The organism is Sulfitobacter sp. IGS-18 (assembly GCF_059628195.1).
The window spans coordinates 2,378,106-2,403,320 of sequence record NZ_CM184556.1; the positions used below are offsets into that span (position 1 = coordinate 2,378,106).

Below are 25,215 nucleotides of genomic sequence, written 5' to 3' on the forward strand. Positions count from 1 at the left end.
GTGCACAGGCGGTGCATGAACAGGGCACGGCCCCTGACCGGCAATGCGCAATCCATCCTCACATCCGGAACACGCCAAAGCGTGTCGGCTCGATCGGCGCGTTCAGGCTGGCCGACAGGCTCAGGAACAGCACATCCCGGCTCTTGCGCGGGTCGATGATGCCATCGTCCCACAGCCGCGCGGAAGCATAAAGCGGATGGCTCTGTTCCTCGAACATGTCGATGGTGGGCTGCTTGAAGGCGGCCTCTTCCTCCTCGGTCCAGGTCTCGCCCGCCCGCTCCATCGCATCGCGTTTCACGGTGGCCAGCACCCCCGCCGCCTGCGGCCCGCCCATGACCGAGATCCGGCTGTTGGGCCAGGTCCACAGGAACCGCGGGCGATAGGCCCGCCCCGACATGCCGTAATTGCCGGCACCGAAGGAGCCGCCGACCAGCATGGTGATCTTGGGCACATTGGTGGTGGCCACCGCCGTCACCATCTTGGCCCCGTGGCGCGCGATGCCCTCGTTTTCGTATTTGCGGCCCACCATGAAGCCGGTGATGTTCTGTAGGAAGACCAGCGGGATATTGCGCTGGCTGCACAATTCGATGAAATGCGCGCCCTTCTGGGCCGCTTCCGAGAACAACACCCCGTTGTTGGCCACGATCCCGATGGGGCAGCCCTTGAGATGGGCAAACCCGGTCACCAGAGTTTCGCCAAAGCGGGATTTGAACTCGTCAAAGCGGCTGCCGTCCACCAGCCGGGCAATCACCTCGCGGATGTCATAGGGCGTGCGCAGATCGGCAGGCACCACACCCAGCAGTTCCGCCGGGTCATAGGCGGGCTCCTCCGGGCTTTCCCATTGAACGGTCGCGGGCCGGGTCCGGTTGAGCTGCGCCACCGCGCGGCGCGCAAGGCTCAGCGCATGGGCGTCATCCTCTGCCAGGTAGTCGGCCACACCGGACAGGCGCGTATGCACATCGCCGCCGCCCAGATCCTCGGCGCTGACCACTTCGCCCGTCGCCGCCTTGACCAGCGGGGGCCCGGCCAGAAAGATGGTGCCCTGTTCCTTCACGATGATCGTCACATCCGACATCGCGGGCACATAGGCCCCGCCTGCGGTGCAGGACCCCATCACCACGGCAATCTGCGGTATCCCCTTGGCCGACATCCGCGCCTGATTGTAGAAGATCGCGCCGAAATGGTCCCGGTCCGGAAAGACCTCGTCCTGGTTCGGCAGGTTCGCGCCGCCACTGTCCACAAGATAGACGCAAGGCAGATGGTTCGCCTCGGCAATTTCCTGTGCGCGCAGGTGCTTCTTGACCGTCATCGGGTAATAGGTGCCGCCCTTCACCGTGGCGTCGTTGCATACCACCATGACCTCATGGCCCTGCACCCGGCCAATGCCCGCGATGACGCCGGCGCAGGGGGCTGCGCCATCGTAAAGTCCATGTGCCGCCGTTGCCCCGATTTCGAGGAAGGGCGATCCGGGGTCCAGCAGGTTGGCCACCCGTTCCCTGGGCAGCATCTTGCCCCGGCTGGCATGGCGCGCGCGCGACTTCTCGCCGCCGCCGAGGGCCGCCGCCTCCGCCGCGGCCGCGACGGGTTCCAGCGCCTTGAGATGGGCGGCTTCATTGGCCTTGAAGGATTCGGAGGACGGCAGAGCCTGAGATAGCAGTTTCATTTGCAGAATTCCCCCTTGACGATATCACTTTTTGATACTAATTTGCAATCTGTTCGGTGAAGGTGCGCAGGTATGAGTGCTGGAGACACAATGTTATCTCCATAAGGACTTCTGCGAATGGTATCTTCCAAACACGCGGCAACACTTGCTGCACTTTTCCAAAAGCCAGACCGGGCCAATATCCGCTGGCGTGACGTTGAAAAACTGCTGCTGGCATGCGGCGCCACACTGAAAGAAGGCGCAGGCTCGCGCATCCGCCTAGAATTGAACGGGATTCGAATGACACTGCACAAACCACATCCCAAACCCGAGATGGACAAAGGTGCCGTCGTCACGTTGAGACGTTTTCTCCAACAGGCCGGGGTCTCTCCATGAAGCCCTACAAAGGTTATACCGCGTCGATCTGGTACGAGAGCGACGATTTGCTTTTTCACGGCACCGTCGAAGGTATCCGCGATACGGTCCACTTTGCCGGAGCTTCTGCGCAGGAACTGGAGCGCGCGTTTAGAGACAGCGTCGACGATTACCTGAATTGGTGCGCCGAGGACGGTGTCGAACCGAACAAGCCCTATTCTGGTAGACTCGCCTTTCGCACCACTCCTGAACACCATCGACTGATTTCCGAGGCCGCATCGGCGCAGGCCCGTTCGATCAATCAATGGATGGACGAAGTCCTCGAGGAAGCGGCGCGCAAGACGCTGGATGAAGGGCGGCAAAAGATCAAATTCGGGTAGCATTATTCTTTTAAATCCCCTAGCGCGCGACTTCTCGCCGCCGCCAAGGGCCGCCGCCTCTGCCGCGGCCGCGACGGGTTCCAGCGCCTTGAGATGGGCGGCTTCATTGGCCTTGAAGGATTCGGAGGACGGCAGAGCCTGAGATAGCAGTTTCACATCAATTTCCCTTCATGTCGCGCAGCTCCAGCGAGCGCCGGGCTGTCATCACCAGCATGCAATTGGCATGGACGATGCTGCGGATCGAACCGTCCTGCCAGCGCGCGTAATCCAGCGCGCATTCCGCATCGCGAAAGGCGATCCAGGCCCGTTGCGCCGTCAGCAGATGGTCCTTGAGCGCCGGGTCCTGCGCGCCCAGCGCCGTGCGGGTGCTCTTGTATTCTTCGTTCAGGATCGCATCCCAGACCGCTGTTTCCGCCTGGATGCACTGGGTCATGCCCATGGTGGTGTCAAAGCCCTGATCCTGGCAGCTGTTCGATGCGGCCCCCAGGCAATCGGGAGAGATCTCTCCGATCGGGGTCTGCGCGAAACAGGACCGGACCGTGCCACTGTCGACCTGCTGCGCCCAGGCGCCACCGGACCAGAGCCCGGCCCAGAACATTGCCATGATAACCATCCGTCTCATTGCCGGGTCTCCTCTGTCGCCATCTGTTTGAGCATGCGTCGGATCACCTTGCCGGTGACCGTCATCGGCAGTTCTTTAAGAAAGGTTATTTCCCTTGGATATGAATAGCTTGCAAGCCGTTCCCTGACCCAGTCCTGCAATTCGGATGCGGTCACCTCGGCCTTGTCCTTGCGCACCACATAGGCCTTCACGATCTCGGTGCGCAGCGCATCGGGCTTGCCCACGACGCCGCAGGTGGCCACGCCCGGATGGGTCAGCAGGCAATCCTCGATCTCCGCCGGGCCGATCCGGTAGCCGGCAGAGGTGATCACATCGTCCTCACGCCCCACAAAGCGCAGGAAATCGCCCTCCCACCGACCCCGGTCCCCCGTCACCAGCCAGTCGCCGCGAAACTTCCCGGCGGTGGCTTCGGGCCGGTTCCAGTATCCCAGCATCATGGAGGCCGATCCGCGCCGCACGGCCACGTCACCCTCACCCTCAACCGGCTGGCCTGCATCGTCGATCACCGCCACCTCATGCCCCGGCACCGCCTTGCCAATACAACCTGCGCGGGCGCGATAGTCCACCCCGCAGCTTGACGCGACCATATTGCATTCCGTCTGGCCGTAGAATTCGTTGATCTGAAGGCCGAATGCCCCCTGCCCCCAGGCCAGCATCTCGGCCCCCAGCGGCTCGCCCCCGCTGGCGACAGAGCGCAGGCCCGGCAGCGCACGGTCTGCTGCCTTGAGCATGCGCAGGGCCGTTGGCGGAAAGAAGACGTTGCGCACATTGCCGCGTGAGATGACATCGGCGCAGCCTTCGGGGGTGAACTTGGCCATTCGCGCGGCCACGACGGGCACGCCCAGCGCAAGCCCCGGCATCAGCACGTCGAACAGCCCGCCGATCCATGCCCAGTCGGCGGGGGTCCACAGGCAATCATCCGGCTGGCCAAGGTGATCGTGGCTGATCGCCACGCCCGGCAGATGGCCGGTCAGGACCCGGTGGCCATGCAAGGCCCCCTTGGGCGTGCCGGTGGTGCCGGAGGTATAGATCAGCACGGCAGGATCATCGGGCCCGGTATCGGCAAAATCCACGGGCGCACCGTCAATCCCGACGTCCTCCGCAATCCAGGGTTCTGCCAGCGCGCCAAGCAGATCGGCCCCTTCCGGGTCCGTCAGCACGATCTCGCATCCCGCGTCGCCTGCGCGGGTAGCCAGGGCATCCTGTTTGAACAGCTTGAACAGCGGGACCGAGATTGCGCCGATCTTCCAGATCGCCAGATGCGCCGCCGCACACCATGGCCCCTGGCTGAGCAGCACGCCCACCCGATCCCCCGGCACAACACGCGCCATCAGGGCGCGCGCAAGGCCATCCGTCATCCGCGACAGTTCCCCATGGCTGACATCGCGCCGCACCGGCCCGGTCAGATCGACGATCGCCAAAGCATCAGATGGCCTGGCGAGACATTGCGCGGCCATGTTCAGCCGGGTAGGCAGATCCCAGGTGCCATCCGCTCGCAGCCCTTGCAGATCACTCATCTGCGATGCTCCGGCACGGCACATCCGATCCGGCGGCAAACGGACTGTGGCAGATCGCTGAGATCAGTCATTTCCCAACTCCTTTTGAAGTTGTCCAAGCTCCCGATCCAGGAAGAAGGATGTGATCGAGCGGATGATCACCAGCAAAAGCAGGAATATCAGGTCGGTAAACCGCAGGCTGAGCGCGGTGTGGATCACGTCGGAGACGATGAACAGCTCCAGACCGGCCAGGATATAACGCCCCAGTTCGACCCGCTCACGGTTGGTGCGGCGCACCCGGTCGATACCACGGCGCGCAATCTCTGCCTGGGTCACTCCAAGGATGAAGCGCGCGGCACCGACCAGCAGCAGCGCGATGGCCGCCAGATCAATGAAGGTGGCGCACCATTCCAGCACCACGACAAGACCGTGGAGGTGCCCATGCAGAATTCCACTCTCTGCCTTGAGGTCGATCAGGCTATCCATTCCGTTTGCTCCCTTGATACGTCCGTCATGCCTCGGGCCCTTCCGGCAGGGAGATCAGCCGCCCCGCCCGGTCCACGGGATAGATCGCCACATCCCCGCAATGCACCTCGATCCAGACCTGCGCACTGCGGCCCGGCACGGCAACACAATCGGACTTTTGCCCGCCATGCTCGGCCACATATCGCGTGGCGAAATGGTCGATCACATCCGTCTCCGTCATATGCGCGGCGATCCAGCCCTGCCGGAACAGCAGCAGTCCCGCCAACAGGGTCAGCACCGCCAGAGGTGTCCACCACAGCCAGCGCGGCATCGCCTAGCCCATCGCCGCCATCATCTCGCGGCCCACCAGCATCCGCCGGATTTCCGAAGTGCCGGCCCCGATCTCCATCAGCTTGGCATCGCGGAAGATGCGCGCCACGGCCGTGTCGTTCAGATAGCCCGCACCGCCCATCGCCTGCACCGCCTGATGCGCCTGTGTCATCGCCTGTTCCGATGCATAGAGACAGCAGGCCGCCGCGTCCTGACGGGTCACGTCACCCCGGTCACAGGCCTGTGCCACGCTATAGACATAGGCCCGGGCCGAGTTCATCGCCGTGTACATATCCGCCAGCTTGCCCTGCATCAGCTGAAAGTTCCCGATCGGCTGACCGAACTGCTTGCGTTCGCTCACATAGGGCATGACCTCGTCCAGGCAGGCCGCCATGGTGCCAAGGCCGATGCCCGCCAGCACGACACGTTCGTAATCCAGCCCCGACATCAGGACCGCCACGCCGCGCCCCTCTTCGCCCAGCACGTTCTCGAAGGGCACTTCCACATCGTCAAAGACCAGCTCACCGGTGTTCGATCCGCGCATCCCCAGCTTGTCCAGGTGGTGCGGGGTGCTGAACCCCTTCATGCCGCGTTCGATCAGAAAGGCGGTGATGCCCCTGGACCCGGCCTCCGGGTCGGTCTTGGCATAGACCACCAGGGTCTCTGCATTGGGCGCATTGGTGATCCAGTACTTGTTGCCCGACAGGCGGAAATGATCGTTGCGCTTTTCCGCGCGCAGCTTCATCGACACCACGTCGCTGCCTGCCCCCGCCTCCGACATGGCCAGCGCACCGACATGTTCGCCGGTGCACAGCTTTGGCAGGTATTTCGCCTTTTGCTCCGGCGTGCCGTTCAATTTGATCTGGTTGACGCAGAGGTTCGAATGCGCGCCGTAGGACAGAGAAACGGAAGCCGAGGCGCGGGCGATCTCCTCGACCGCGACGACATGGGCAACATAGCCAAGGCCGGAACCGCCGTATTCTTCCTCCACCGTCATGCCCAGAAGGCCCAGTTCGCCCATCTCGGTCCAGAGTTCGGGCGGAAAGTCGTTTTTGGCGTCGATCTGCGCCGCCATCGGTTTGACCCGTTCCTGTGCCCAGCGGTGGACCATCTCGCGCAGCGCCGCGACATCTTCACCCAGATCGAAACTCATACTCGCGTTAAACATCGTCGCCTCCCCCAAGGTCATTTATTGAACGCACGTTCATTACCTACGCCCCGCCCGTGGTTGCGTCAAGCCTCTCTGCTTCTGTGACGCGGCGCCCCTCCCGGTGGCAGGACCCGGGCAGCACGGCAATGCAGGCAAAGGATACATCAAGGGCAAAGAATCCGGGAAGGAATTCTGGGACCGGATGGAGGACCTGCGTGCCGGAGTTTGGGGAACGCCCCGCGTCTTTGACCCAGGGTGAGTTTGCCGCCGTCAACCAGTTATGGAGCCAACCCCGGAGCCCTCCCGCCGCTGGTCTCAGGCCTTTTGAAACACCGCGCTTACTTCCGCACGGATGATCCGCGCGATCAGCGCGCAATCGTCCAGCGAGAATGTCAGCGGCACCCGCATGTCGACAATTCCTGCCAGCACCGCATCGCTGGCGGGCATTTTCTCGGACGCCACGTAGCGCCATGAATCGTAGCGGCTGGTAAAGCCCACCGGCTCCGCCGCGCCGAACCATTTCAGTTCAACCCCCCGCGCCAGACAGCGGCGCAGAACGTCCCTCACCGCGCCCGCCTCCCAGCCTGCCAGCAGGAACTGTATCGAAGAGCCCACGATGCTTTCCTCAGCGGGTCTTTCGATCACCGTCAGACCCGGCGTGCCGCGCAGCCCCGCCTCGATCGCGTAATAGCGTTCATTCCAGCGCGCGCACTGCCGGTCCAGATCGCGCAGCTGGGGCCGCAGGATCGCGGCGCGCAGATTGTCCATCCGGCCCGACACATTGGGGGTCTCGTAGCGGATCGTCTCGAAGGTTTCTTTCGGCGGCCCCGCGCGGTGGCTTTCATAGAGCATGTAAGAGCCCGAGAGCATCACCGCCCGGGCTGCGACCTCAGGATCGTCGGTCACCAGCAGGCCACCTTCGCCTGCGTTCATATGCTTGTAGGTCTGGCAGGAATAGCACCCCACCTTTCCCTGCGTGCCGGAGGGCACGCCTTTCCAGGCGGCCCCCATGGTATGGGCACAATCCTCGATCACCGTGATGCCATGGGCATCGCAAAGCGCCATCAGCGCCTCCATATCGGCAAGATGGCCGCGCATGTGGCTCAGCAGCAGCACATCGGCCTGACCGGCCTTTGCGGCCAGATCCTCCAGATCAATCACCAGCTGCGGGGTCACGCCAACAAAGACCGGCTGCGCGCCCACGGCGGCAATCGCGCCCGGCACCGGGGCCAGGGTAAAGGCATTGGTCAGCACCCTGTCCCCCGGCCTGACGCCAACCGCACGCAGGGCCGTTCCCATGGCATAGCCGCCGGAGGCCACCGCAAGGCAATAGCGCGCGCCGACCTTGGCTGCGAATTCCTGTTCCAGCAGGACGGTCTGCGCCACCTCGCCGGGGGCCGTGTTGTAGCGGTGCAACCGGCCCGAGCGCATGACGGCGACCGCCGCCTCGATCCCCTCTTCGGGGATCGGCTCCTGCTGGGTGAAACTGCCGCTGAACACCTCCGTCACGCCGCGGCCCCCACCAGGCCCAGGATGATGTCATGCAGATCGTCGTAGTGGTTCAGCAGGGCCTCGGGCTCCAGCGCCGCCATATCGCCACCTGCCGGGCCGAAGGTGACCAGCACGCAGGGCACGCCCGCGTTGCGCGCGGTGTTGCGGTCGGTGTCGCTGTCCCCGATCAGCACACAAAGCGCCGGATCACCCCCGGCGCGGCGCGCGGTCTCGAACAGATGTTCCGGGTCGGGCTTGCGCACGGTCAGGGTGTCGGCCCCCAGCATCGCGTCGAACCTGTCGCGCACCCCCAGCCGTGTCAGCAGCGCCTCGGCCAGCCCCTCGGGCTTGTTGGTGCAGATCGCCACGCGAAAGCCTGCGCGTTTCAGCCTCGCCACAGCCTCCATCGCGCCGGGATAAAGCGTGGTATGGGTGTCGATGTTGCGGGCATAGGCCTCCAGCAGCTTGGGGTAATAGGCGTTGATCGCTTCCTGATCGTCCGAGCGCCCGAGCCGCCCCAGCCCCAGTGTCAGCATGGCGCGCCCGCCGCGCAGGGCGGTGCCGGCATCGGCCACCGGGTCCAGCAGATCGCCTGCTCCCATCTCCCGGAAACAGGCATTCGCGGCCGCGATCAGATCACCGCTGGTGTCCGCAAGTGTCCCGTCCAGATCAAAAACAACCGTCTTCATACCACCCCCGTCTGCGCGGTTCCCCGCCCGCTCTTGTTGCAAGCCGCAACCTATCTTGATGCCCGCCACCCTTGCGCCTTTGTGCGTAGGGGGTAAAGAGAATGCAAGGTAGAGCATAAAGAGAACGATATGAAAACGTCACTGATCATCCTTGCCGCAGGCAAAGGCACACGGATGAATTCGGACCTGCCCAAGGTCCTGCACACCATCGCGGGCGAGCCGATGCTGATCCATGCCATGGAAGCCGGCCGCGTGCTGGAACCGGAACTGACCGTCGTCGTTGCAGGCCACAGCGCCGAGCAGGTGCGCGCCGCCACCCTGGCCCATGACCCCGATGCAACCGTGGTCGAGCAGCAAGAACAGCTTGGCACCGCCCATGCGGTCGCCCAGGCCCGTCCGGCGCTGGCGGATTTCGACGGTATGGCCGTGGTGCTTTACGGCGATACCCCCTTTATCCGGCCCGAGACGCTGGAGCGGATGCAGGCCGCGCTGGACCACCACGATGTCGCGGTCCTGGGGTTCCAGGCCGCCGATCCCGCCCGCTATGGCCGGCTGGTGATGCAGGGCGACACATTGGAACGGATTGTCGAATTCAAGGACGCGACAGAGGCGGAGCGCGCGATCACCCTGTGCAATTCCGGCGTGGTCGCCGCACGGGCCGGCCTGCTGTTCGAGCTGATCGACGGGGTCGGCAATGACAATGCCGCCGGTGAATATTACCTCACCGACATTGTCGGTCTGGCCCGCGCGCGCGGTCTGAGCGCCACCGCGGTCACCTGCGACGAGGCCGAGACCATGGGCGTGAACTCCCGCGCGGATCTGGCCCTGGCCAATGCCGCCTTCCAGACCCGCGCCCGCGCCGGTCTGCTCGAAGATGGCGTGACGCTGATGGCCCCCGAAACCGTCTATCTGGCGCGCGACACCTACATCGGACGCGACACGCTGATCGAACCCAACGTGGTCTTTGGCCCCGGTGTCACGGTCGAATCCGGTGCCACGATCCGCGCCTTTTCCCACCTCGAAGGCTGCCATGTCTCGCGCGGTGGCATCGTCGGGCCCTATGCCCGCCTGCGCCCCGGTGCCGAACTGGCCGAGGATGTGCGCATCGGCAACTTTGTCGAGATCAAGAATGCCCAGGTGGCCGAAGGGGCCAAGATCAACCACCTCAGCTATGTCGGTGACGCCTTTGTCGGTGCCGGTGCGAACCTTGGCGCGGGAACGATCACCTGCAACTATGACGGGGTGATGAAACATCACACCCATATCGGCGCGCGCGCCTTCATCGGCTCCAACACCATGCTGGTGGCCCCGGTCAGCATCGGCGAGGGCGCGATGACCGGCTCAGGCTCCGTCATCACATCGGATGTGGAACCCGACGCCCTGGCCCTGGCCCGTGCGCCACAGGTCGAAAAACCCGGCATGGCGCGGAAATTATTCGAAATGTTGAAGGCCAAAAAGGCCAGAACCCAGCGAGGCAGCTGATTATGTGTGGAATTGTAGGGGTCCTGGGCAACCACGAAGCAGCCCCCATTCTGGTCGAGGCACTGAAACGGCTCGAATACCGCGGCTATGACAGCGCCGGGATCGCCACCCTGAACCACGGCAAGCTCGACCGCCGCCGCGCGGTGGGCAAGCTGGTCAACCTCAGCGATCTGCTGGTGCATGAGCCGCTGGCCGGAAAATCCGGCATCGGCCATACCCGCTGGGCCACCCATGGCGCGCCCACCGTGACCAATGCGCACCCGCACCGTGCAGGTGGCGTGGCGGTGGTTCATAACGGCATCATCGAGAACTTCCGCGAGTTGCGCGAGGAACTCGCAGGCCACGGGGTCAATTTCGTGACCGAAACCGATACCGAAATCGTGGCCCTGCTGACCCAGCATTACATGGCACAGGGTGCCGCCCCGGTTGCGGCCGCCAAACAGGCCCTGTCGCGGCTGACCGGCGCCTTTGCGCTGGCCTTCCTCTTCGACGGCGAGGATGACCTGATGATTGCCGCGCGCAAGGGCTCGCCCCTGGCCATCGGCTATGGCACCGGCGAGATGTTCGTGGGCTCCGACGCCATCGCCCTGTCCCCCCTGACCGACCGGATTTCCTATCTGGAGGAAGGCGACACCGCCGTCATCACCCGCACTTCGGTCGAGATCACCGACAGCACCGGTGCAGCCGTGCAGCGCCCGATCAAGACCATCCAGATCGACAGCACCCGCATCGACAAGGGCGGCCACAAGCATTTCATGGCCAAGGAGATCGCGGAACAGCCCGGCGTGCTGGGCCAGGCCCTGCAACATTACATCAGCAATGACGGGCAGATCCACCTGCCGGGGGCCGGGCTCGATTTCACCGGGATCGAACGCATCACCATGGTTGCCTGCGGCACCGCCTTCTATGCCTGCCTGACCGCGAAATACTGGTTCGAACAGATCGCGCGCATTCCCGTCGAAGTCGATGTCGCCTCCGAATACCGCTACCGCGAACCCCCCATCACCTCCGGCACCCTGGCGATTTTTGTCAGCCAGTCGGGCGAAACCGCCGATACCCTGGCCGCCCTGCGCTATTGCGCGGGCAAGGTGGATACCATCGCCTCGGTGATCAACGTCCCCGAAAGCTCCATCGCCCGCGAAAGCGACCTTGCCCTGCCGATCTATGCGGGTGTCGAGGTTGGTGTCGCCTCCACCAAGGCCTTCACCTGTCAGCTGACAGTGCTCTTCATGCTGGTGCTGAAAGCCGCCCGCGACCGCGGCCTGCTGGACACCGCCGCAATGGCGGACCACATCCTTGCCCTGCGCGGCCTGCCATCGGTGATCAACAGCGCGCTGGAACAGAACCAGGCCATGCGCGACACCGCCTACAAGCTCTCGACAGCCCGCGACGTGCTCTTCCTGGGCCGTGGCCAGATGTACCCGCTGGCGCTGGAAGGCGCGCTGAAGCTCAAGGAAATCAGCTATATCCATGCCGAAGCCTATGCCTCGGGTGAGTTGAAACACGGCCCCATCGCCCTGGTGGACGAAGAGGTCCCGGTGATCGTCATGGCCCCGCGCGACGCGCTTTTCGACAAGACGGTCAGCAACATGCAGGAAGTCATGGCGCGCAAGGGCAAGGTGATCCTGATCTCGGACGCCAGGGGTCTGGCCGAGGCCAGCGAAGGCACCTGGGCCTGCATCGAAATGCCCACCATCGCCGATGCCCTGGCCCCGATCCTCTATGCCCTGCCCGCGCAGCTTCTGGCCTATCACACGGCGGTGGCCAAGGGCACGGACGTGGACCAGCCCCGCAACCTCGCAAAATCGGTGACCGTGGAATAATGGCAAAGCAGTTTGACAGCATCACCGAAGACCACAGAAAGTTCATCGAGGCGCAGCACATGTTCTTCTGCGGCAGCGCCGCCGAGACGGGCCGCGTGAACATCTCGCCCAAGGGGATGGACAGCTTGCGCGTGCTTGGCCCCCACCGGATCATCTGGCGCAATCTCACCGGCTCGGGCAATGAAACCGCCGCACATCTGGCGCGCATCAACCGCATGACCCTGATGTGGTGCGGGTTTGAGGCCCGTCCGATGATCATGCGCGCCTATGGTTCCGCCCGCACCCTGCATCCGCGCGATGCGGCGTTCGACGCCCTCAATGCGCATTTCCCGCCCGATCCCGGCGCGCGGCAGATCTACGACATGACCGTGGATCTGATGCAGACCAGCTGCGGCTATGCGGTGCCCTTCTATCAGCACAAGGGCCCGCGCGAGGTCCTGCACCATTGGGCCCGCGACAAGGGGCCCGACGGGGTTGCCACCTATTGGCAGGACCGCAACCAGCACAGCATCGACGGTCTGCCCACGCATGTTCTGGCCGACCCCGATGCATGAATCCTATCTGGCGGCGCTTGAAGAACTGGCCGACCCCGACCGTGCGGCCCAGATGCGCGCCTATCACAAGGCGGACCGCCGCTACCTTGGCCTGACCAATCCCCGGATCAACGATCTGACCCAGACCTGGCGCAGCGAGACTGATGCCGAAACCCGCGTCGCCATCGCGGACGGACTGTGGCAGACCGACATCTTCGAGGCGCGCCTCGCCGCCGCCAAACTGCTGACCCAGGCGCGCATCCGCCCCGATGACACCCCCGCATGGGATCTCATCATCTCCTGGACCCCGGATTTCGACAGCTGGGCGATTGCCGATCACGCCTGCATGGCCGGGGCCAAACGCCTGACCGCCGATCCCGGCCGCCTTGATACGGTTGCGACCTGGGTCACCTCAGATCACATGTGGACCCGCCGCGCCGCCCTTGTCTCCACGCTCCCCTGGACCAGGCAGAACCACCCGAAACCGCAGGAACTGGCCGACCGCGACCGCATCCTGGGCTGGGCCGCAACCCTGGTGACCGATCACCAGTGGTTCATCCAGAAAGCCATCGGCTGGTGGCTGCGCGACCTGTCGAAACACGATGCCCCCCGCACCCGGACCTTCATCGACACCCACGGTGCCGCGATGAAACCCTTCGCGGTAAAGGAAGCCCTGCGCCACCTGAAGAAAACCACCTGAAACATCCCTGGTCTGGCGCCGCCCTTGCTTGAGCACGTCAGGGCGCCAGCCGACCGGATTGCCAAGCACAATCGCCGAGGGGCCCCGCAGGGGGAGACGGCTATTGTGCTTGGGAAGGCGGGCGGATGGTGCCATGAAAGAGATCAATCAAGGGCGGCACCAGACCCTCCTGGGATGGTGGGCCCGCAGCGAAAATCCATAATATAATCTGCGCGCAGCGCAGTCCTTCGGATCACGCTAGGCTCTGGACCCATTAATCTTACATGCTCAGCGGCGATTTCACGAAATTTCAAGGGTTTGGGGCGTGCAGCCAATCCCCTCTCGTGACATTTGCCTTGCAAATGCACTGCCGGGCAGTGGTAGGTTCTATTGGCAAGCGACCCAAGACGTTGAAATGAAGTGAAATCGCCGCCCGTCGCTCCGAAGGAGCGCCGACTCATGTTGGCACGCCTTTGGCGTGACGGGTTTGACGGATTTTCCCGCAGCCCATTGCCCGGCAGGGCATTGCGCAGCAATGTCCCGAGAGGAGGCGTCACATCTGCTTGGAATAGAACCACTATTCTTGCGCAGATTTTCCTGGTCTGCGAAAAAATCTGTCAAACTGAGCACGTAAGATTAATGGGTCCAGAGCCTAACCCTCCAGCGCCACCTCGACCTCTGTCAGCTCCGTCAGGGAGGCACCGATCAGGCGCAGGGCCGACAGCGACATCTGGCTGCCCGCCGTCGCGGCACCGCCCAGCGGAATCAGCGTCACCGCCGAGGATTTCCCCGTCGCCGGATTGGTCACCCGCCCCTTGGCCTCTGCCGCCACCAGGGGTGTCTTCAGCCACAACCCCGGCTGGGTCGGATCCCCCAGGGCCGCCACCGTTGTGCCCAGCACCCGGCCCCCGGCCGCCGCGGGCACAGCCGCCGCGGCACGCTGTTCCGGCGTGGTGGTGTCCAGCGCCTCGGCCGAGCGCGCCGCAGGCGGTGGCGGCGGTGCCGCCGTGGCAAGGTCAAGCGTTGGCACCTCAGCCGGATCAGCAGCGACAAAAGGATCAATCGGACCCTCCTGCGCAGTGCCACCCGCCTTGCGCCCAAGGCCAAAACGCTCGGTCACGGCGGCACAGCCCGCCACGCCCAGAACCAGTATCGTCAGGATCAGAATTCTTTTCATGACCGCAGGCTACCGCCCGCCCGCCCCCACATCAATCTGAGAAATGCCGCTTGCGGGCTTACCGGCGGGCGATTACCTATAAAGCATGAATGCTCCATTGATCGACCCATTCGCCCGCGCCATCACCTATCTGCGCGTCTCTGTCACGGACCGCTGCGATTTCCGCTGTGTCTACTGCATGTCCGAGAACATGACCTTCCTGCCCAAGAAGGAACTGCTGACGCTGGAGGAACTGGACCGGCTCTGTTCCACCTTCGTGGGTCTCGGGGTGCAAAAGCTGCGCATCACCGGGGGCGAGCCGCTGGTGCGCAAGGGCATCATGACCTTTTTCGACAGCATGACCCGCCACCTTGACGCGGGCACGCTCAAGGAGCTGACGCTGACCACCAACGGCAGCCAGCTGGAACGTTTCGCCGGGGATCTTTATGCCGCCGGTGTGCGCCGGGTGAACATCTCCCTCGACACGCTGGATGATGCCAAATTCGCCGATATCACCCGCTGGGGCCGCCTGCCCCAGGTGCTGCGCGGCGTCGATGCGGCGCAAAAGGCGGGTCTGCGGGTCAAGATCAACGCCGTGGCCCTGAAAGGTTTCAACGAGGATGAGCTGCCCGCCCTCACCCGCTGGTGCGCCGAACGCGACATGGATCTGACCTGGATCGAGGTGATGCCGATGGGCGACCTGGGCAATGAGGACCGCCTGGGCCAATACTGGTCCCTCAAGGATGTCCGCGCCCGCTATGCCGAAGAATATACCGTCACCGATCTGGCAGAACGTTCGGGCGGCCCCGCCCGCTATGTCCGGCTTGAGGAAACGGGTCAGAAGATCGGCTTCATCACGCCGCTTTCCCACAACTTCTGCGAAAGCTGCAACCGCGTGCGCATCACCTGCACCGGCGAGATCTACATGTGCCTCGGTCAGGAAGACGTGGCCGATCTGCGCGCGCCCCTGCGCGCCCACCCCACCGATGATGCCCCGCTCGAAGCGGCAATCCGCGCCGCCATCGACCGCAAGCCCAAGGGCCATGACTTCGACTATTCCCGCCAGCAGCTCGACGGGCAGATGCCCCGGCACATGAGCCACACGGGCGGCTGAGCCCGGCATGGCCCCGCTGCTCTACCGCCTCTGGGTGGGGGCCAGCATGGCGCTGGTGCCCTTTGCGACCTGGGCTGTCACCCGCAAGCTGCGCCGCGCAGGCGTGCCGGTGGTGCGCTGCCACGAAAAGCTCGGCCATGCCACCGAACCGCGCGACCCCGATGCTGCGCTGATCTGGTTCCATGCCGCCTCCGTGGGCGAGACCCAGGCGGTGCTGGCGCTGATCACCCGCATGGGCGTGGCCCTGCCGCAGGCGCAGTTTCTCATCACCTCGGGCACCGCCACCTCCGCCACCATGGTCGCCCGCCGGATGCCGCCGCGCTGCGTGCATCAATTCTCGCCGCTCGACGCGCCCGGGCCCCTGCGCCGCTTTCTGCGCCACTGGCGGCCCAATGCGGCGCTCTTTGTGGAAAGCGAACTCTGGCCGCAGATGCTGCGCCGCACCCGTGCCCAGGGCGCGCGGATGGCGCTGGTCAACGCGCGGCTCTCGGCCAGATCCATCGCCAACTGGCGCCGCTTCCCGAAAACCGCGCGCTACCTTTTCGAGGTCTTCGACCTGATCCTGACCCAGAACGATGCCATGGCCAAAGCCATGGTCGAGATCAACGCCCCCGCCGACCGGGTCGCCCGGGGCATCAACCTCAAGTCGCTGGCAGGCCCCCTGCCGCAGGACGAGGATGCGCTGTTCGAGGCGCGCGCGGCCCTGGGCCATCGCCCGGTCTGGATCGCCTCCTCCACCCACCCGGGCGAGGAGGAGACCGTGCTGGCCGCCCACAAGACCCTGCTGGAGCAACACCCCGACCTCTGCCTGATCCTCGTGCCGCGCCACCCCGAACGCGGGCAGGACGTGACCAATCTGATCGCCGGGGCGGGCCTGAGCCTGACCCGCCGCACCCGTGGGGACATGCCCGGCGGGCAGGTCTTTCTTGCCGATACGCTGGGTGAACTCGGCACCTGGTACGCGCTTGGCGATATCGTGTTTCTGGGCGGCTCCCTGCGCCCCATCGGCGGGCACAACCCGTTTGAGGTCGCCCAGGCCGGGGCGGCGGTTCTCTCGGGCAACCATGTCGCCAATTTCGCCGAAACCTTTGCCGAGATGGAGGCGCGCGGCGCCGCGCGTCTGGTGGCCGATGCCGGGGACCTCGCACTGCGGGTCGGCGCGCTTCTGGACGATCCCGCCGCACTGGAGGCCGCCAAAGCCGCCGCCACGGCGTTTACCCGGGACCGGACCGACATGCTGGACGGCATCGCCGCGCGGCTGATCAAGGCGCTGGAGCTTGCCCCCCGTGCCTGAGCTTTTTGTCACCAATTACAATCCGAATTTCACCGGCGTCTCGGCGACAGCGGCCAATGTGATCCGCCAGCAGATGTCGCGCTATGACCTTGCGCTGGTGGGTCGGCCCCTGCCCGGCTGCCCCGACCAGCTGACACCTGCGCAGGCCCATCTTGCCTGCCGCCAGGGCGCGCCGGAAAACCGGCCTTTCGCGATCTGGCATGTGCGCCGCAACCCCGAGATGCGCAGCGCCATCTGGCTGCGCGACGTCCGCCGCGCGCCGATCCGCATCGTCTTTACCTCTGCGGCACAGCGGCTGCATTCGGCCTATCCGCGCTGGCTGATCAGCCGCATGGATGCGGTGATCGCCACCACGGACAGGGCGGCGGAATTCGTCCCCCACGTCCGCGCCGTGGTTCCGCACGGGGTAGATACCGATCTCTTCACCCCGGCATCCGACCGCGCCGCCGCCTGGCGCGCCCTGGGTTTCGGCGGCAGCCGCGGGATCGCCACCGTTGGGCGCATCCGACCCGAAAAGGGCACGGATGTCTTTGTCGAGGCGATGCTGCGCTTCCTGCCCGATCACCCCGATGTCACCGCCCTGGTGGTCGGCCGCGCGGGCGGCAAGTTCGAAAGCTATCTGACCGGCCTCAGGACCAAGGTCGCGGCGGCAGGGCTGACCGACCGCCTGCGCTTTGTGGGGGAGATGCCGGCCCCCGACCTGCCCGCCCTGATGCGCGCCCTGTCGCTGGTCATGCAGCTGCCCCGCTACGAAGGCTACGGCATGGTCCCGCTCGAAGGTCTTGCCAGCGGCACGCCTTTTGTGGGCAGCGAGGCAGGCTATTACCGCAGCTTTTCCGATGCGGGCAAAGTCGGCACGATTGTGCCCCTTGATAACGCTGAAGCGGCCGCAGCCGCCGCCAGGACGCTGCTCGACCGAACCGACATGATCGCCGGGGCCGCACGCGAGACCGCCCTGACCCGCTTCAGCGCCCGCGCCGAAGCGGAAGGGATCGATGCGGTCTATCAATCGCTCTGGCAGGGCTGACAGGGGCGCGCCGGGTGGCTTGAGCGCGCATCCCCCGCTTGTTTAGGCCAAGACAACCGGAACGACGCGGGGCGCTCTGGCAGCCGGGCCCGGAACAAGCCGAAGGCGCCGAGCCATCGCCTGCCCGGCCGTCGCACCGAAGGTGCGCCCTTGATCGTCGGCATGCCTTTGGCATGACGGGCAGGCGATGGCCCGGCTTGTGCCTAATCTCGGGGTTCGGAGGGTCTCAATCCTGCCCTTAGCTGCATTATCCATGAATGACCGCTTGGCATCTGCCCCCGCGCACGCCACCCAGGTCGTGCGAAACGGGACGGACCCATGCCCGCCCCGCGCTAACAATCAGGCCGCTGGCATCCGCTGCTCGACGATACCCGCCCACCAGCTGCAGCCCGCCGGGATCGCCTCGTCGTTAAAGTTGTACATCGGGTGATGCACCATCGCCCCATCGCCATTGCCCACCAGAATATAGGCCCCGGGCCGTTCTTCCAGCATGAAAGCGAAATCCTCGCCCCCCATGACCAGCGGCGCCTCGTCACACTGGCCCGACACGCTGCGCGCCACTTGGGCGGCGAATTCGGTCTGCTCGGGATGGTTCACCATCACCGGATAGTTGCGCTTGTAATCCACCGTGGCCTTGGCACCAAAGCTGGCGGCAATGCCCTCGCAGATCTCCGTCACGCGTTTTTCCGCCAGATTGCGCAGATCGTTGCTCAGGGTGCGCACAGTGCCCATCAGGTTCACCCGCTGCGGGATCACGTTGAAGGCCTTGGAGGAGGATTCGATGGAGGTGATCGAGACCACGATATTGCCGATCGGATCCGCATTGCGGCTGACGATGGTCTGCAGCGCGGTGATGATATGTGCCGTCACGACCCCGGTATCAATCGTCTCATGCGGCTTGGCCGCATGGCCGCCCAGCCCCTCGACCTCGATCTTCAACAGGTCGGTGGCGGCAAAGAACGGGCCGGTGCGGATGCCGAAACTGCCGGTGGGCATGCCCGGCCAGTTGTGCATGCCATAGACCTCCTGGATGCCCCAACGTTCCATCATGCCGTCGTCGCACATGACCTTGCCGCCGCCGCCGCCCTCTTCGGCAGGCTGAAAGATCACCACGGCGGTGCCATCGAAATTGCGGGTCTCCGCCAGATATTGCGCCGCCCCCAGCAGCATTGCGGTATGTCCGTCATGGCCACAGGCATGCATCGCATTCGCCGTCTTGGAGGCGTAGTCGAGCCCGGTCTGCTCGTGAATCGGCAGCGCATCCATATCGGCGCGCAGCCCGATCACCTTGCCCGACGCGGTGGTCTTGCCCTTGATCACGCCTACAACCCCGGTGCGCCCGATCCCCTCGACCACCTCGTCACAGCCAAAGGCGCGCAGCTTTTCGGCGACCGTGGCCGAAGTGCGGTGCGTCTCGAACAGGATTTCGGGGTGTTCGTGCAGATCTCGTCGCCAGGCGGTAATGTCATCATGCAGTTCGGCAAAGCGGTTCTTGACGGGCATCGGGTTTCCTTTTCGATGGTTTGGGGCACGGGGCCGCCACGCGGGTCGGCAGCGTGCAAAACGTTCGGCAGATGGGCGAACCGCCCACCTTTCGCCTTGGTCTATCCCACCGGCATCCGGGTTTCCACCAGTTCGGCGAACCACGAACAGCCCGCCGGGATCGCCGCATCGTTAAAGTCATACGCCGGGTGGTGCAGCGAGGCGCTGTCACCATTGCCGATCATCATATAGGCCCCCGGCCGCGCGTTCAGCATGTAGGAGAAATCCTCCCCCGCCATCACGGGCGGCAGATCGCGGATCACGCCGGGTGCCACCTTTTCGGCCATGTCGGCGGCGAAATCGGTCTGGTCGGGGTGGTTCACCGTCACCGGGTAGCCGCGCATGTAGGAGATCTTTGCCCCGCATTGATAGGCCGCTGCCGTATGGGTGACGACGTCGTGAAATCGCGCTTCGGCAAGGTCGCGCACCGCCTCGTCGAGCGTGCGCACCGTGCCCCGAAGCCGCACCGACTGGGGCAAGACGTTGTGGCTGTCCGTATCGCTCTGCACCGTGGTGACGGAGACCACCACCTGTTTCACCGGGTCCACATTGCGCGACGCGATGCTTTGCAGCGCCACGATCACATGCGCCGCCGCAAGGTTGCTGTCCGCGCCGTTATGCGGGGCCGCCGCATGGCTGCCGCGGCCTTCGATAATGACCTCGAATTCATCCGCCGCCGCCAGCAGAGCGCCATGCCGGATCGCGAATTCACCTGCCGGGAAGTCCGGTATGTTGTGCATGCCGTAAACTTCCTGGATGCCCCATCGGTCCATAAGGCCGTCCTTGACCATCTCGTTGCCGCCGCCGCCGCCTTCCTCCGCTGGCTGAAAGATCAGCACGCAGCGGCCGTCGAAATTCCGTGTCTCCGCCAGATACTGCGCCGCGCCCAGCAGCATCGCGGTATGCCCGTCATGGCCGCAGGCATGCATCTTTCCCGGCACCTTTGAGGCATAGTCCAGCCCCGTGGCCTCGGTCATCGGCAGCGCGTCCATATCGGCCCGCAGCCCCAAGGTGCGCCCGGAGCTGTTGCTGCGCCCCTCGATCACCGCGACCAGCCCGGTCTTGCCGATCCCGGTGGTGATGTCGGTAATGCCGAAGCTGCGCAGCTTCTCCTCGACGAATTTCACCGTCTCATGCACATCGAACAGCAATTCCGGGGTCTCGTGCAGATGCCTGCGCCAGGCTGTGATCTCGGCATGGGTCTCGGCAAAGCGGTTCTTGATCGGCATGGCAGGTCCTTTGCAGCAATGGTTCAAAGAGGCGGCAGTCTGATCGCGCTCCCATCGGTGAATCGGCTGGCGCGGAATCTGCTCAGATCATGGCCCAGCTCGCCGCCTGTGACCAGAGCGGCCAGGCACCGCCCGACCCCCGGCCCGATGCCAAAGCCGTGGCCCGACATGCCGGTGCCGATCACCAGCCCCTCGATGTCGGGGCTGCGGTCGATCACCGGCACGATGTCCGGCATGGTGTCGATCATGCCCGCCCAGGCGGCCTTGACCTTCACCGGCCCCAGTTCGGGATACCGTGCCTCAAAGCCACGGCAGGCCCGGTTCACCAGCCGCCGGTTCGGCGCGGGGTCCAGAATGCGCATCCGCTCAAACGGACTTTCCTCCGCGCCGCTCCAGCGCCGCGGCGTGCCCCAGGCGTCGGGATAGCCGCGGGGTGCCGCCGGGCTGTAGCTCTGGTCGAAGGGGGCTGCACGCAGCTGCGGCAGGTAATGCGGCAGCGCGCGAAAGGCGTCCGGCCCGATGAAAAGCTCGGCCCTGCCGCTGCCCGCAAGGGTATATCCCCCATCCTCGCGCCGCCGGAAAGCCAGCCCGTCGTCCGCCGCGGCACCGGCATGTACATCCGCCAGGGGTTCCGTGGCCACCACGGTTTCGCGCACCGACAGCTGCGGCAGGGAAACACCGTGATTGCGCAGGAACAGCGCCGACCAGGCCCCGCCTGCCAGCACCACCTGCGCGCAGGCAATGCGGCCCGTCTCGGTCAGAACGCCGGTGACGCGCCCCGCCGCGAGATCCAGCTGCCGCACCGCGCAGTTCTCGACAATGCTGACCCCGGCGCGCGCGGCGATCCCCGCCAGCACCGGCACCGCCAGCCAGGGTTCCGCCCGCATGTCCGACGGGGTGGTCATGCCCCCCGCATAACGTCGCGTCAGCCCCGGGAACATCGCCGCCACCTCTTCCGGTGACAACATGCGGGTGTCCAGCCCCTGCGCCGCGGCGATCCCGGCCCAGGCCTCGTAGCTGGCCAGCGTCTTGCCGGTCTCGGCCAGATAGGTCACCCCGGTCTGGCGCAGACCGAAATCTTCGTTGGTCCCGGCCGCCAGATCCTGCCAGAGCCGCCGCGCCTCCATCATGATCGGCAGCTCCGCAGGGTCGCGACCCTGCTGGCGGATCCAGCCCCAGTTGCGCGAGGGAGGATTGCTCGCCCGCGATGCGGCCCTTTTCCAGCAGCGTCACCCGCTGCCCCGCCCGCGCGAGGTAGAGCGCCGTGCAGACCCCGATGACCCCGCCGCCGATCACCACCACATCCGTGTCGGGGGGCGGCGGCCCGGGATAGACCACCGGGTTGCGCATCGAAATCGGGAAACCCTTCATGCCTGAACACCTCGTGCCGGGGCTGGCGACCCCCCGGCTTCTTTTGTCAAAAATACACCAAGGCAACGCGGCCCCCGGAGAGCCGGTCACGCGTGCGCGCCACCGGCGTTGCTCAGCCGCCCAGCCGCGCCACCAGTTTCTTCATGAAATCATGGCCCGCCTCGAACTGGCTGACCTCGATGAATTCATTGGGCTGATGGGCCTGGTCGATGCTGCCGGGGCCACAGATCACAGCGGAATAACCCGCCTCCTGAAACTGCCCCGCCTCGGTGCCGTAGCTGACCTTGTGGCTGGCGTTGTCGCCGGTGATCTGGCGCACCAGTGTCTCGGCCTCGCCTTCCGTTTCGGGCTGCAGCGCGGGCACGTCGAATCGCGGCGTGACCGAGATATAGGTCTCCGACACCACGGCCTGCATCTGCTTTTCCACCGCGCGCACCTTCTTGAGGTAAGCAGTGCCCCAGGCATCCTTGTCCTCGCCCGGCACCACGCGGAAATCCATCGCGAAATGGCAATCCTTGGCGGTGATGTTATGCGCCGTCCCGCCCGAGATCATACCCACATGCGCCGTGGTGAAAGGCGGGTTGAACATCGCCGCCAGCTCGGTCGGCTTGCGCTCCATGTTCTCGGTGTTCATCTCATTGGCCCATTCGATCAGCTTGGCCCCCGCCATGATCGCATTGACGCCGGTATGCAGCAGCGAGGAATGCACCTCGAAGCCCACCACATGGGTGTCGAACCCGGTGCCGCCCTTGTGGCCCGTGACCGCCTGCATCGACGAAGGTTCCCCCACGATCACCGCGCTGCCCTTCGGCAGAACCGGCTGCATCGCCTCGATCATCGGCGGCGCGCCGGTACAGCCGACCTCTTCGTCGAAACTCAGCGCAAGCTGCAGGGGGCGGGTGACACCGGCATATTTCGCCTCCACCAGCGCCCAGAGCGCCAGCGCATCGAATCCCTTCATGTCGCAGGTGCCGCGGCCATAGTATTTGCCGTCCCGCTCGACGACGCTGAACGGATCGCTGTCCCAGGGCTGCCCGTCGATCGGCACCACATCGGTATGTCCCGACAGCACCACCGCGCCTTCCTCCCAGGGGCCCACATGGGCAAAAAGCGCATGTTTGGGCTGTTCGGGGTCGATGTAGCGGTGCGATTCGATGCCATGGCTGCCCAGATACGCCGCCACCCAGTCGATCAGCGGAATATTGGTATCGCGGCTGACGGTCGGAAAGCTGACCAGCTTTTCCATCAGTTCAAGGGGAGAAAGGCGGTCGGTCATGATGGGTCCATTCGTCGAAGGCCCCTTTTCCCGAACAGGAAACGGGGCGCGTGGTCGGGGATAACCGGTGGCTGTCCCGGCAAGTCAGTAGCCGCTGTCCGAGGTCAGCACCAGATGTCCCGGCTCCACTTCCCTGTATTCCGAGGGGCCCGCGACATAGTCGACCGGACGGATCGGCGAGGGAATCGGTTTGAAGTTCAATTCGCTCTCTTTCTTGCGCTGGCGGGGGTCCGCGACCGGCACCGCCTTCATCAGGGCCTGGGTATAGGGATGCTGCGGATTCTCGAAAACGCGGGCGCGCGGCCCCAGTTCCACGATGCGCCCCAGGTACATCACGCCGACCTGATGGCTGACCCGTTCGACCACCGCCATGTCATGACTGATGAACAGGAACGACAGCCCCAGTTCGGCCTGCAGTTCCATCATCAGGTTCAGCACCTGCGCCTGAACGCTCACGTCCAGCGCGCTGACCGCTTCATCCGCGATGATCAGCTTGGGGTTCAGCGCCAGCGCACGGGCAATCGCGACCCTCTGGCGCTGACCACCCGACAACTCATGCGGGAAACGGCGCATGAAGCTGCGCGGCAGTTCAACCCGGTCGAACAGCATCTCGACCCGTTTGCCGACATCGCCGCCCTTGAGCGTTCGGAAATTGTGGATCGGCTCCGCCACCTGGTCGGCCAGCTGCATCTGCGGGTTGAGCGAGGCAAAGGGATCCTGAAAGATCATCTGCATGTCCAGCCGCGCGGTGCGCAGATCGCGCTGGTTCAGCGCCATGATGTCCTTGCCGTCAATGTTGATCTCGCCCGACAGCGGCTCCACCAGCCGCAGGATCGACCGGCCCGCGGTGGATTTCCCGCAGCCCGATTCCCCCACCAGGCTCAGGGTCTGCCCCTTGTTGATGGTAAAGGACAGATCCTCCACCGCATGGACATTGGCCACCGTGCGGCGCAAAAAACCGCCCGTGACCGCAAACCGCGTGGTCAGGTTCTTGACCGTCAGCAGGGTCTCGTTGGTGCCCTTGATCGGCTTGATCTCCTGGCCCCTGGTCCCCAGCAGCTTCATCGGCTCCGGATAGGCCTTGCCGGTCATCTCGCCCAGCTTGGGCACCGCCGCCAGCAGCGCCTTGGTATAGGCGTGCTTGGGGTTTTCGAAGATCTCCTCGACCGTCCCCTCCTCGACCTTGAGACCACGGAACATCACCACCACGCGGTCCGCCATCTGGGCCACCACGGCCATGTCATGGGTGATGAACATCACCGCCGTGCCGGTCTCGCGCTTGAGCCGGTCCATCAGCGCCAGAATCTCCGCCTGAATCGTCACATCCAGCGCCGTGGTCGGCTCATCCGCGATCAGCAGGCGCGGCTCGCAGGCCAGCGCCATGGCGATCACCACGCGCTGGCGCATGCCCCCCGACAGCTCGTGCGGATATTGTTTCAACCGCCGCTCCGGCTCGGGGATGCGCACCTGTTTCAGCAGTGCCAGCGCCCGTTCCTCCGCCTGCGACTTGCTGAGGTTCTTGTGCAGGCGCAGCCCTTCGGTCATCTGGCGGCCCACCGTGAAGACCGGGTTCAGCGCCGTCATCGGTTCCTGAAAGATCATCCCGATCTCATTGCCCCGGATGCGGCGCATCAGCGCCTGATCGGTCTGGGCGAGGTCGATCTCGCCGCCCTCCGAGCGATTAAAAAGCAGGCGCCCGCCCGCGATTTCACCGCCGCCATACTCGATCAGCCGCATCAGCGACAGCGAAGACACCGATTTGCCGGACCCGGATTCGCCCACCACACAGACCGTTTCACCCGGATTGATATCAAAACTGACATCTTCGACCCCGACTACCGGCCCATCCTTGGTCTGAAATTCGACACGTAGGCCCTTGATCTGTGCGATTGGTGACGTGCTTGATTGATCCAGCATGTTTTCCCCCGGTGAGCTCCGCGAATGCAGTTGCCGAACGCTAAGGCCAATCCGAACCTGCGTCAAACCACTGTCGCCCGAAGACGGTTGAAATTGCTGTCGGCAAATCTCGGGACTTGCATTTCTTCGAAA

General features: G+C 64.8%; 22 protein-coding genes and 2 pseudogenes. 9 read left to right on the plus strand and 15 right to left on the minus strand.

What is annotated here, in order from left to right:
- Positions 1–58: 58 nt before the first annotated feature.
- A complete protein-coding gene (locus ACWNZ3_RS11505; RefSeq protein ID WP_269361643.1) occupies positions 59–1,663 on the minus strand; it encodes a carboxyl transferase domain-containing protein in 1,605 nt (534 codons plus the stop codon).
- 117 nt (positions 1,664–1,780) lie between these two features.
- Between ACWNZ3_RS11505 and ACWNZ3_RS11510 the strand changes: the two genes are divergently transcribed.
- Together ACWNZ3_RS11510 and ACWNZ3_RS11515 are read left to right on the plus strand one after the other, a co-directional pair.
- Positions 1,781–2,038 carry a type II toxin-antitoxin system HicA family toxin gene (locus ACWNZ3_RS11510; protein WP_269361642.1) on the plus strand — a complete coding sequence of 86 codons (258 nt, stop codon included), beginning with the start codon at positions 1,781–1,783 and terminating at the stop codon, positions 2,036–2,038.
- On the plus strand, positions 2,035–2,397 hold the full coding sequence (locus ACWNZ3_RS11515) for a type II toxin-antitoxin system HicB family antitoxin (protein WP_269361641.1): 363 nt from the start codon (positions 2,035–2,037) through the stop codon (positions 2,395–2,397). Before ACWNZ3_RS11510 ends, ACWNZ3_RS11515 begins: the two co-directional genes overlap by 4 nt.
- Here ACWNZ3_RS11515 and ACWNZ3_RS11520 read toward each other — a convergent pair.
- The 8 genes and pseudogenes from ACWNZ3_RS11520 to ACWNZ3_RS11555 form a co-directional block, all read right to left on the minus strand.
- Positions 2,392–2,553: pseudogene (locus tag ACWNZ3_RS11520) on the minus strand (methylcrotonoyl-CoA carboxylase); the annotation flags it as partial. The gene ACWNZ3_RS11515 and the pseudogene ACWNZ3_RS11520 sit on opposite strands and share 6 nt — an antisense overlap.
- A gap of 1 nt (position 2,554) precedes the next feature.
- The gene (locus tag ACWNZ3_RS11525; RefSeq protein WP_274575153.1) at positions 2,555–3,019 is read right to left on the minus strand and encodes a lysozyme inhibitor LprI family protein; all 465 of its coding nucleotides are present in this window, start codon (positions 3,017–3,019) and stop codon (positions 2,555–2,557) included.
- Positions 3,016–4,536, minus strand: coding sequence for an AMP-binding protein (locus ACWNZ3_RS11530; RefSeq protein ID WP_496900020.1), 1,521 nt, complete (start codon positions 4,534–4,536; stop codon positions 3,016–3,018). The genes ACWNZ3_RS11525 and ACWNZ3_RS11530 overlap by 4 nt, the downstream gene beginning before the upstream one ends.
- A gap of 63 nt (positions 4,537–4,599) precedes the next feature.
- Entirely contained in the window at positions 4,600–5,001 is a 402-nt protein-coding gene (locus ACWNZ3_RS11535; protein ID WP_496900021.1) for a DUF1622 domain-containing protein, read from the minus strand.
- 25 nt (positions 5,002–5,026) lie between these two features.
- Positions 5,027–5,311 (minus strand): hypothetical protein, encoded by a 285-nt coding sequence (locus ACWNZ3_RS11540; RefSeq protein ID WP_496900022.1) that lies wholly within the window; start codon positions 5,309–5,311, stop codon positions 5,027–5,029.
- Positions 5,312–5,314: 3 nt separating this feature from the next.
- Positions 5,315–6,478 (minus strand): isovaleryl-CoA dehydrogenase, encoded by a 1,164-nt coding sequence (locus ACWNZ3_RS11545; RefSeq protein ID WP_496900023.1) that lies wholly within the window; start codon positions 6,476–6,478, stop codon positions 5,315–5,317.
- A 297-nt stretch (positions 6,479–6,775) separates the two neighbouring features.
- Positions 6,776–7,969, minus strand: coding sequence for a DegT/DnrJ/EryC1/StrS family aminotransferase (locus ACWNZ3_RS11550; protein ID WP_496900024.1), 1,194 nt, complete (start codon positions 7,967–7,969; stop codon positions 6,776–6,778).
- The gene (locus tag ACWNZ3_RS11555) at positions 7,966–8,640 is read right to left on the minus strand and encodes an HAD-IA family hydrolase (protein WP_496900025.1); all 675 of its coding nucleotides are present in this window, start codon (positions 8,638–8,640) and stop codon (positions 7,966–7,968) included. The genes ACWNZ3_RS11550 and ACWNZ3_RS11555 overlap by 4 nt, the downstream gene beginning before the upstream one ends.
- A 129-nt stretch (positions 8,641–8,769) precedes the next feature.
- On the opposite strand from ACWNZ3_RS11555, the gene glmU reads away from it, so the two are divergent.
- The 4 genes from glmU to ACWNZ3_RS11575 are packed head-to-tail and all read left to right on the plus strand — an operon-like array spanning position 8,770 to position 13,178.
- Positions 8,770–10,122: a bifunctional UDP-N-acetylglucosamine diphosphorylase/glucosamine-1-phosphate N-acetyltransferase GlmU gene (glmU, locus tag ACWNZ3_RS11560; protein WP_496900026.1), complete on the plus strand. Its 1,353-nt coding sequence runs from the start codon at positions 8,770–8,772 to the stop codon at positions 10,120–10,122.
- Between the two features lie 2 nt (positions 10,123–10,124).
- The gene (glmS, locus tag ACWNZ3_RS11565) at positions 10,125–11,945 is read left to right on the plus strand and encodes a glutamine--fructose-6-phosphate transaminase (isomerizing) (RefSeq protein WP_496900027.1); all 1,821 of its coding nucleotides are present in this window, start codon (positions 10,125–10,127) and stop codon (positions 11,943–11,945) included.
- Positions 11,945–12,499, plus strand: a complete 555-nt coding sequence (locus tag ACWNZ3_RS11570; RefSeq protein WP_496900028.1) for a pyridoxamine 5'-phosphate oxidase family protein — start codon at positions 11,945–11,947, stop codon at positions 12,497–12,499. The genes glmS and ACWNZ3_RS11570 overlap by 1 nt, the downstream gene beginning before the upstream one ends.
- Positions 12,474–13,178, plus strand: a complete 705-nt coding sequence (locus tag ACWNZ3_RS11575) for a DNA alkylation repair protein (protein WP_496900029.1) — start codon at positions 12,474–12,476, stop codon at positions 13,176–13,178. Before ACWNZ3_RS11570 ends, ACWNZ3_RS11575 begins: the two co-directional genes overlap by 26 nt.
- Before the next feature lie 631 nt (positions 13,179–13,809).
- On the opposite strand, the gene ACWNZ3_RS11580 is transcribed toward ACWNZ3_RS11575, so the two are convergent.
- Complete coding sequence (locus ACWNZ3_RS11580; RefSeq protein WP_269361629.1) at positions 13,810–14,334, minus strand: hypothetical protein; 525 nt, start codon at positions 14,332–14,334, stop codon at positions 13,810–13,812.
- 85 nt (positions 14,335–14,419) lie between these two features.
- Between ACWNZ3_RS11580 and moaA the strand changes: the two genes are divergently transcribed.
- The 3 genes from moaA to ACWNZ3_RS11595 are packed head-to-tail and all read left to right on the plus strand — an operon-like array spanning position 14,420 to position 17,748.
- Positions 14,420–15,427, plus strand: a complete 1,008-nt coding sequence (gene moaA, locus ACWNZ3_RS11585; protein WP_269361628.1) for a GTP 3',8-cyclase MoaA — start codon at positions 14,420–14,422, stop codon at positions 15,425–15,427.
- 7 nt (positions 15,428–15,434) lie between these two features.
- A complete protein-coding gene (locus ACWNZ3_RS11590; protein ID WP_496900030.1) occupies positions 15,435–16,721 on the plus strand; it encodes a 3-deoxy-D-manno-octulosonic acid transferase in 1,287 nt (428 codons plus the stop codon).
- Complete coding sequence (locus ACWNZ3_RS11595) at positions 16,714–17,748, plus strand: glycosyltransferase family 4 protein (RefSeq protein WP_496900031.1); 1,035 nt, start codon at positions 16,714–16,716, stop codon at positions 17,746–17,748. Before ACWNZ3_RS11590 ends, ACWNZ3_RS11595 begins: the two co-directional genes overlap by 8 nt.
- 339 nt (positions 17,749–18,087) lie before the next feature.
- Here the strand turns inward: ACWNZ3_RS11595 and ACWNZ3_RS11600 are convergent, their stop codons facing one another.
- From ACWNZ3_RS11600 to ACWNZ3_RS11620, 5 genes and pseudogenes are all read right to left on the minus strand, one after another.
- Positions 18,088–19,251, minus strand: a complete 1,164-nt coding sequence (locus tag ACWNZ3_RS11600) for a M20 aminoacylase family protein (RefSeq protein WP_496900032.1) — start codon at positions 19,249–19,251, stop codon at positions 18,088–18,090.
- A gap of 101 nt (positions 19,252–19,352) precedes the next feature.
- Positions 19,353–20,519: a M20 aminoacylase family protein gene (locus ACWNZ3_RS11605; RefSeq protein ID WP_269361624.1), complete on the minus strand. Its 1,167-nt coding sequence runs from the start codon at positions 20,517–20,519 to the stop codon at positions 19,353–19,355.
- 23 nt (positions 20,520–20,542) lie between these two features.
- Positions 20,543–21,890: pseudogene (locus ACWNZ3_RS11610) on the minus strand (NAD(P)/FAD-dependent oxidoreductase).
- Positions 21,891–22,002: 112 nt separating this feature from the next.
- Positions 22,003–23,166 carry an acetylornithine deacetylase gene (gene argE / locus ACWNZ3_RS11615; protein WP_496900033.1) on the minus strand — a complete coding sequence of 388 codons (1,164 nt, stop codon included), beginning with the start codon at positions 23,164–23,166 and terminating at the stop codon, positions 22,003–22,005.
- A gap of 84 nt (positions 23,167–23,250) precedes the next feature.
- Complete coding sequence (locus tag ACWNZ3_RS11620; protein WP_269361621.1) at positions 23,251–25,083, minus strand: ABC transporter ATP-binding protein; 1,833 nt, start codon at positions 25,081–25,083, stop codon at positions 23,251–23,253.
- Positions 25,084–25,215: the final 132 nt, after the last annotated feature.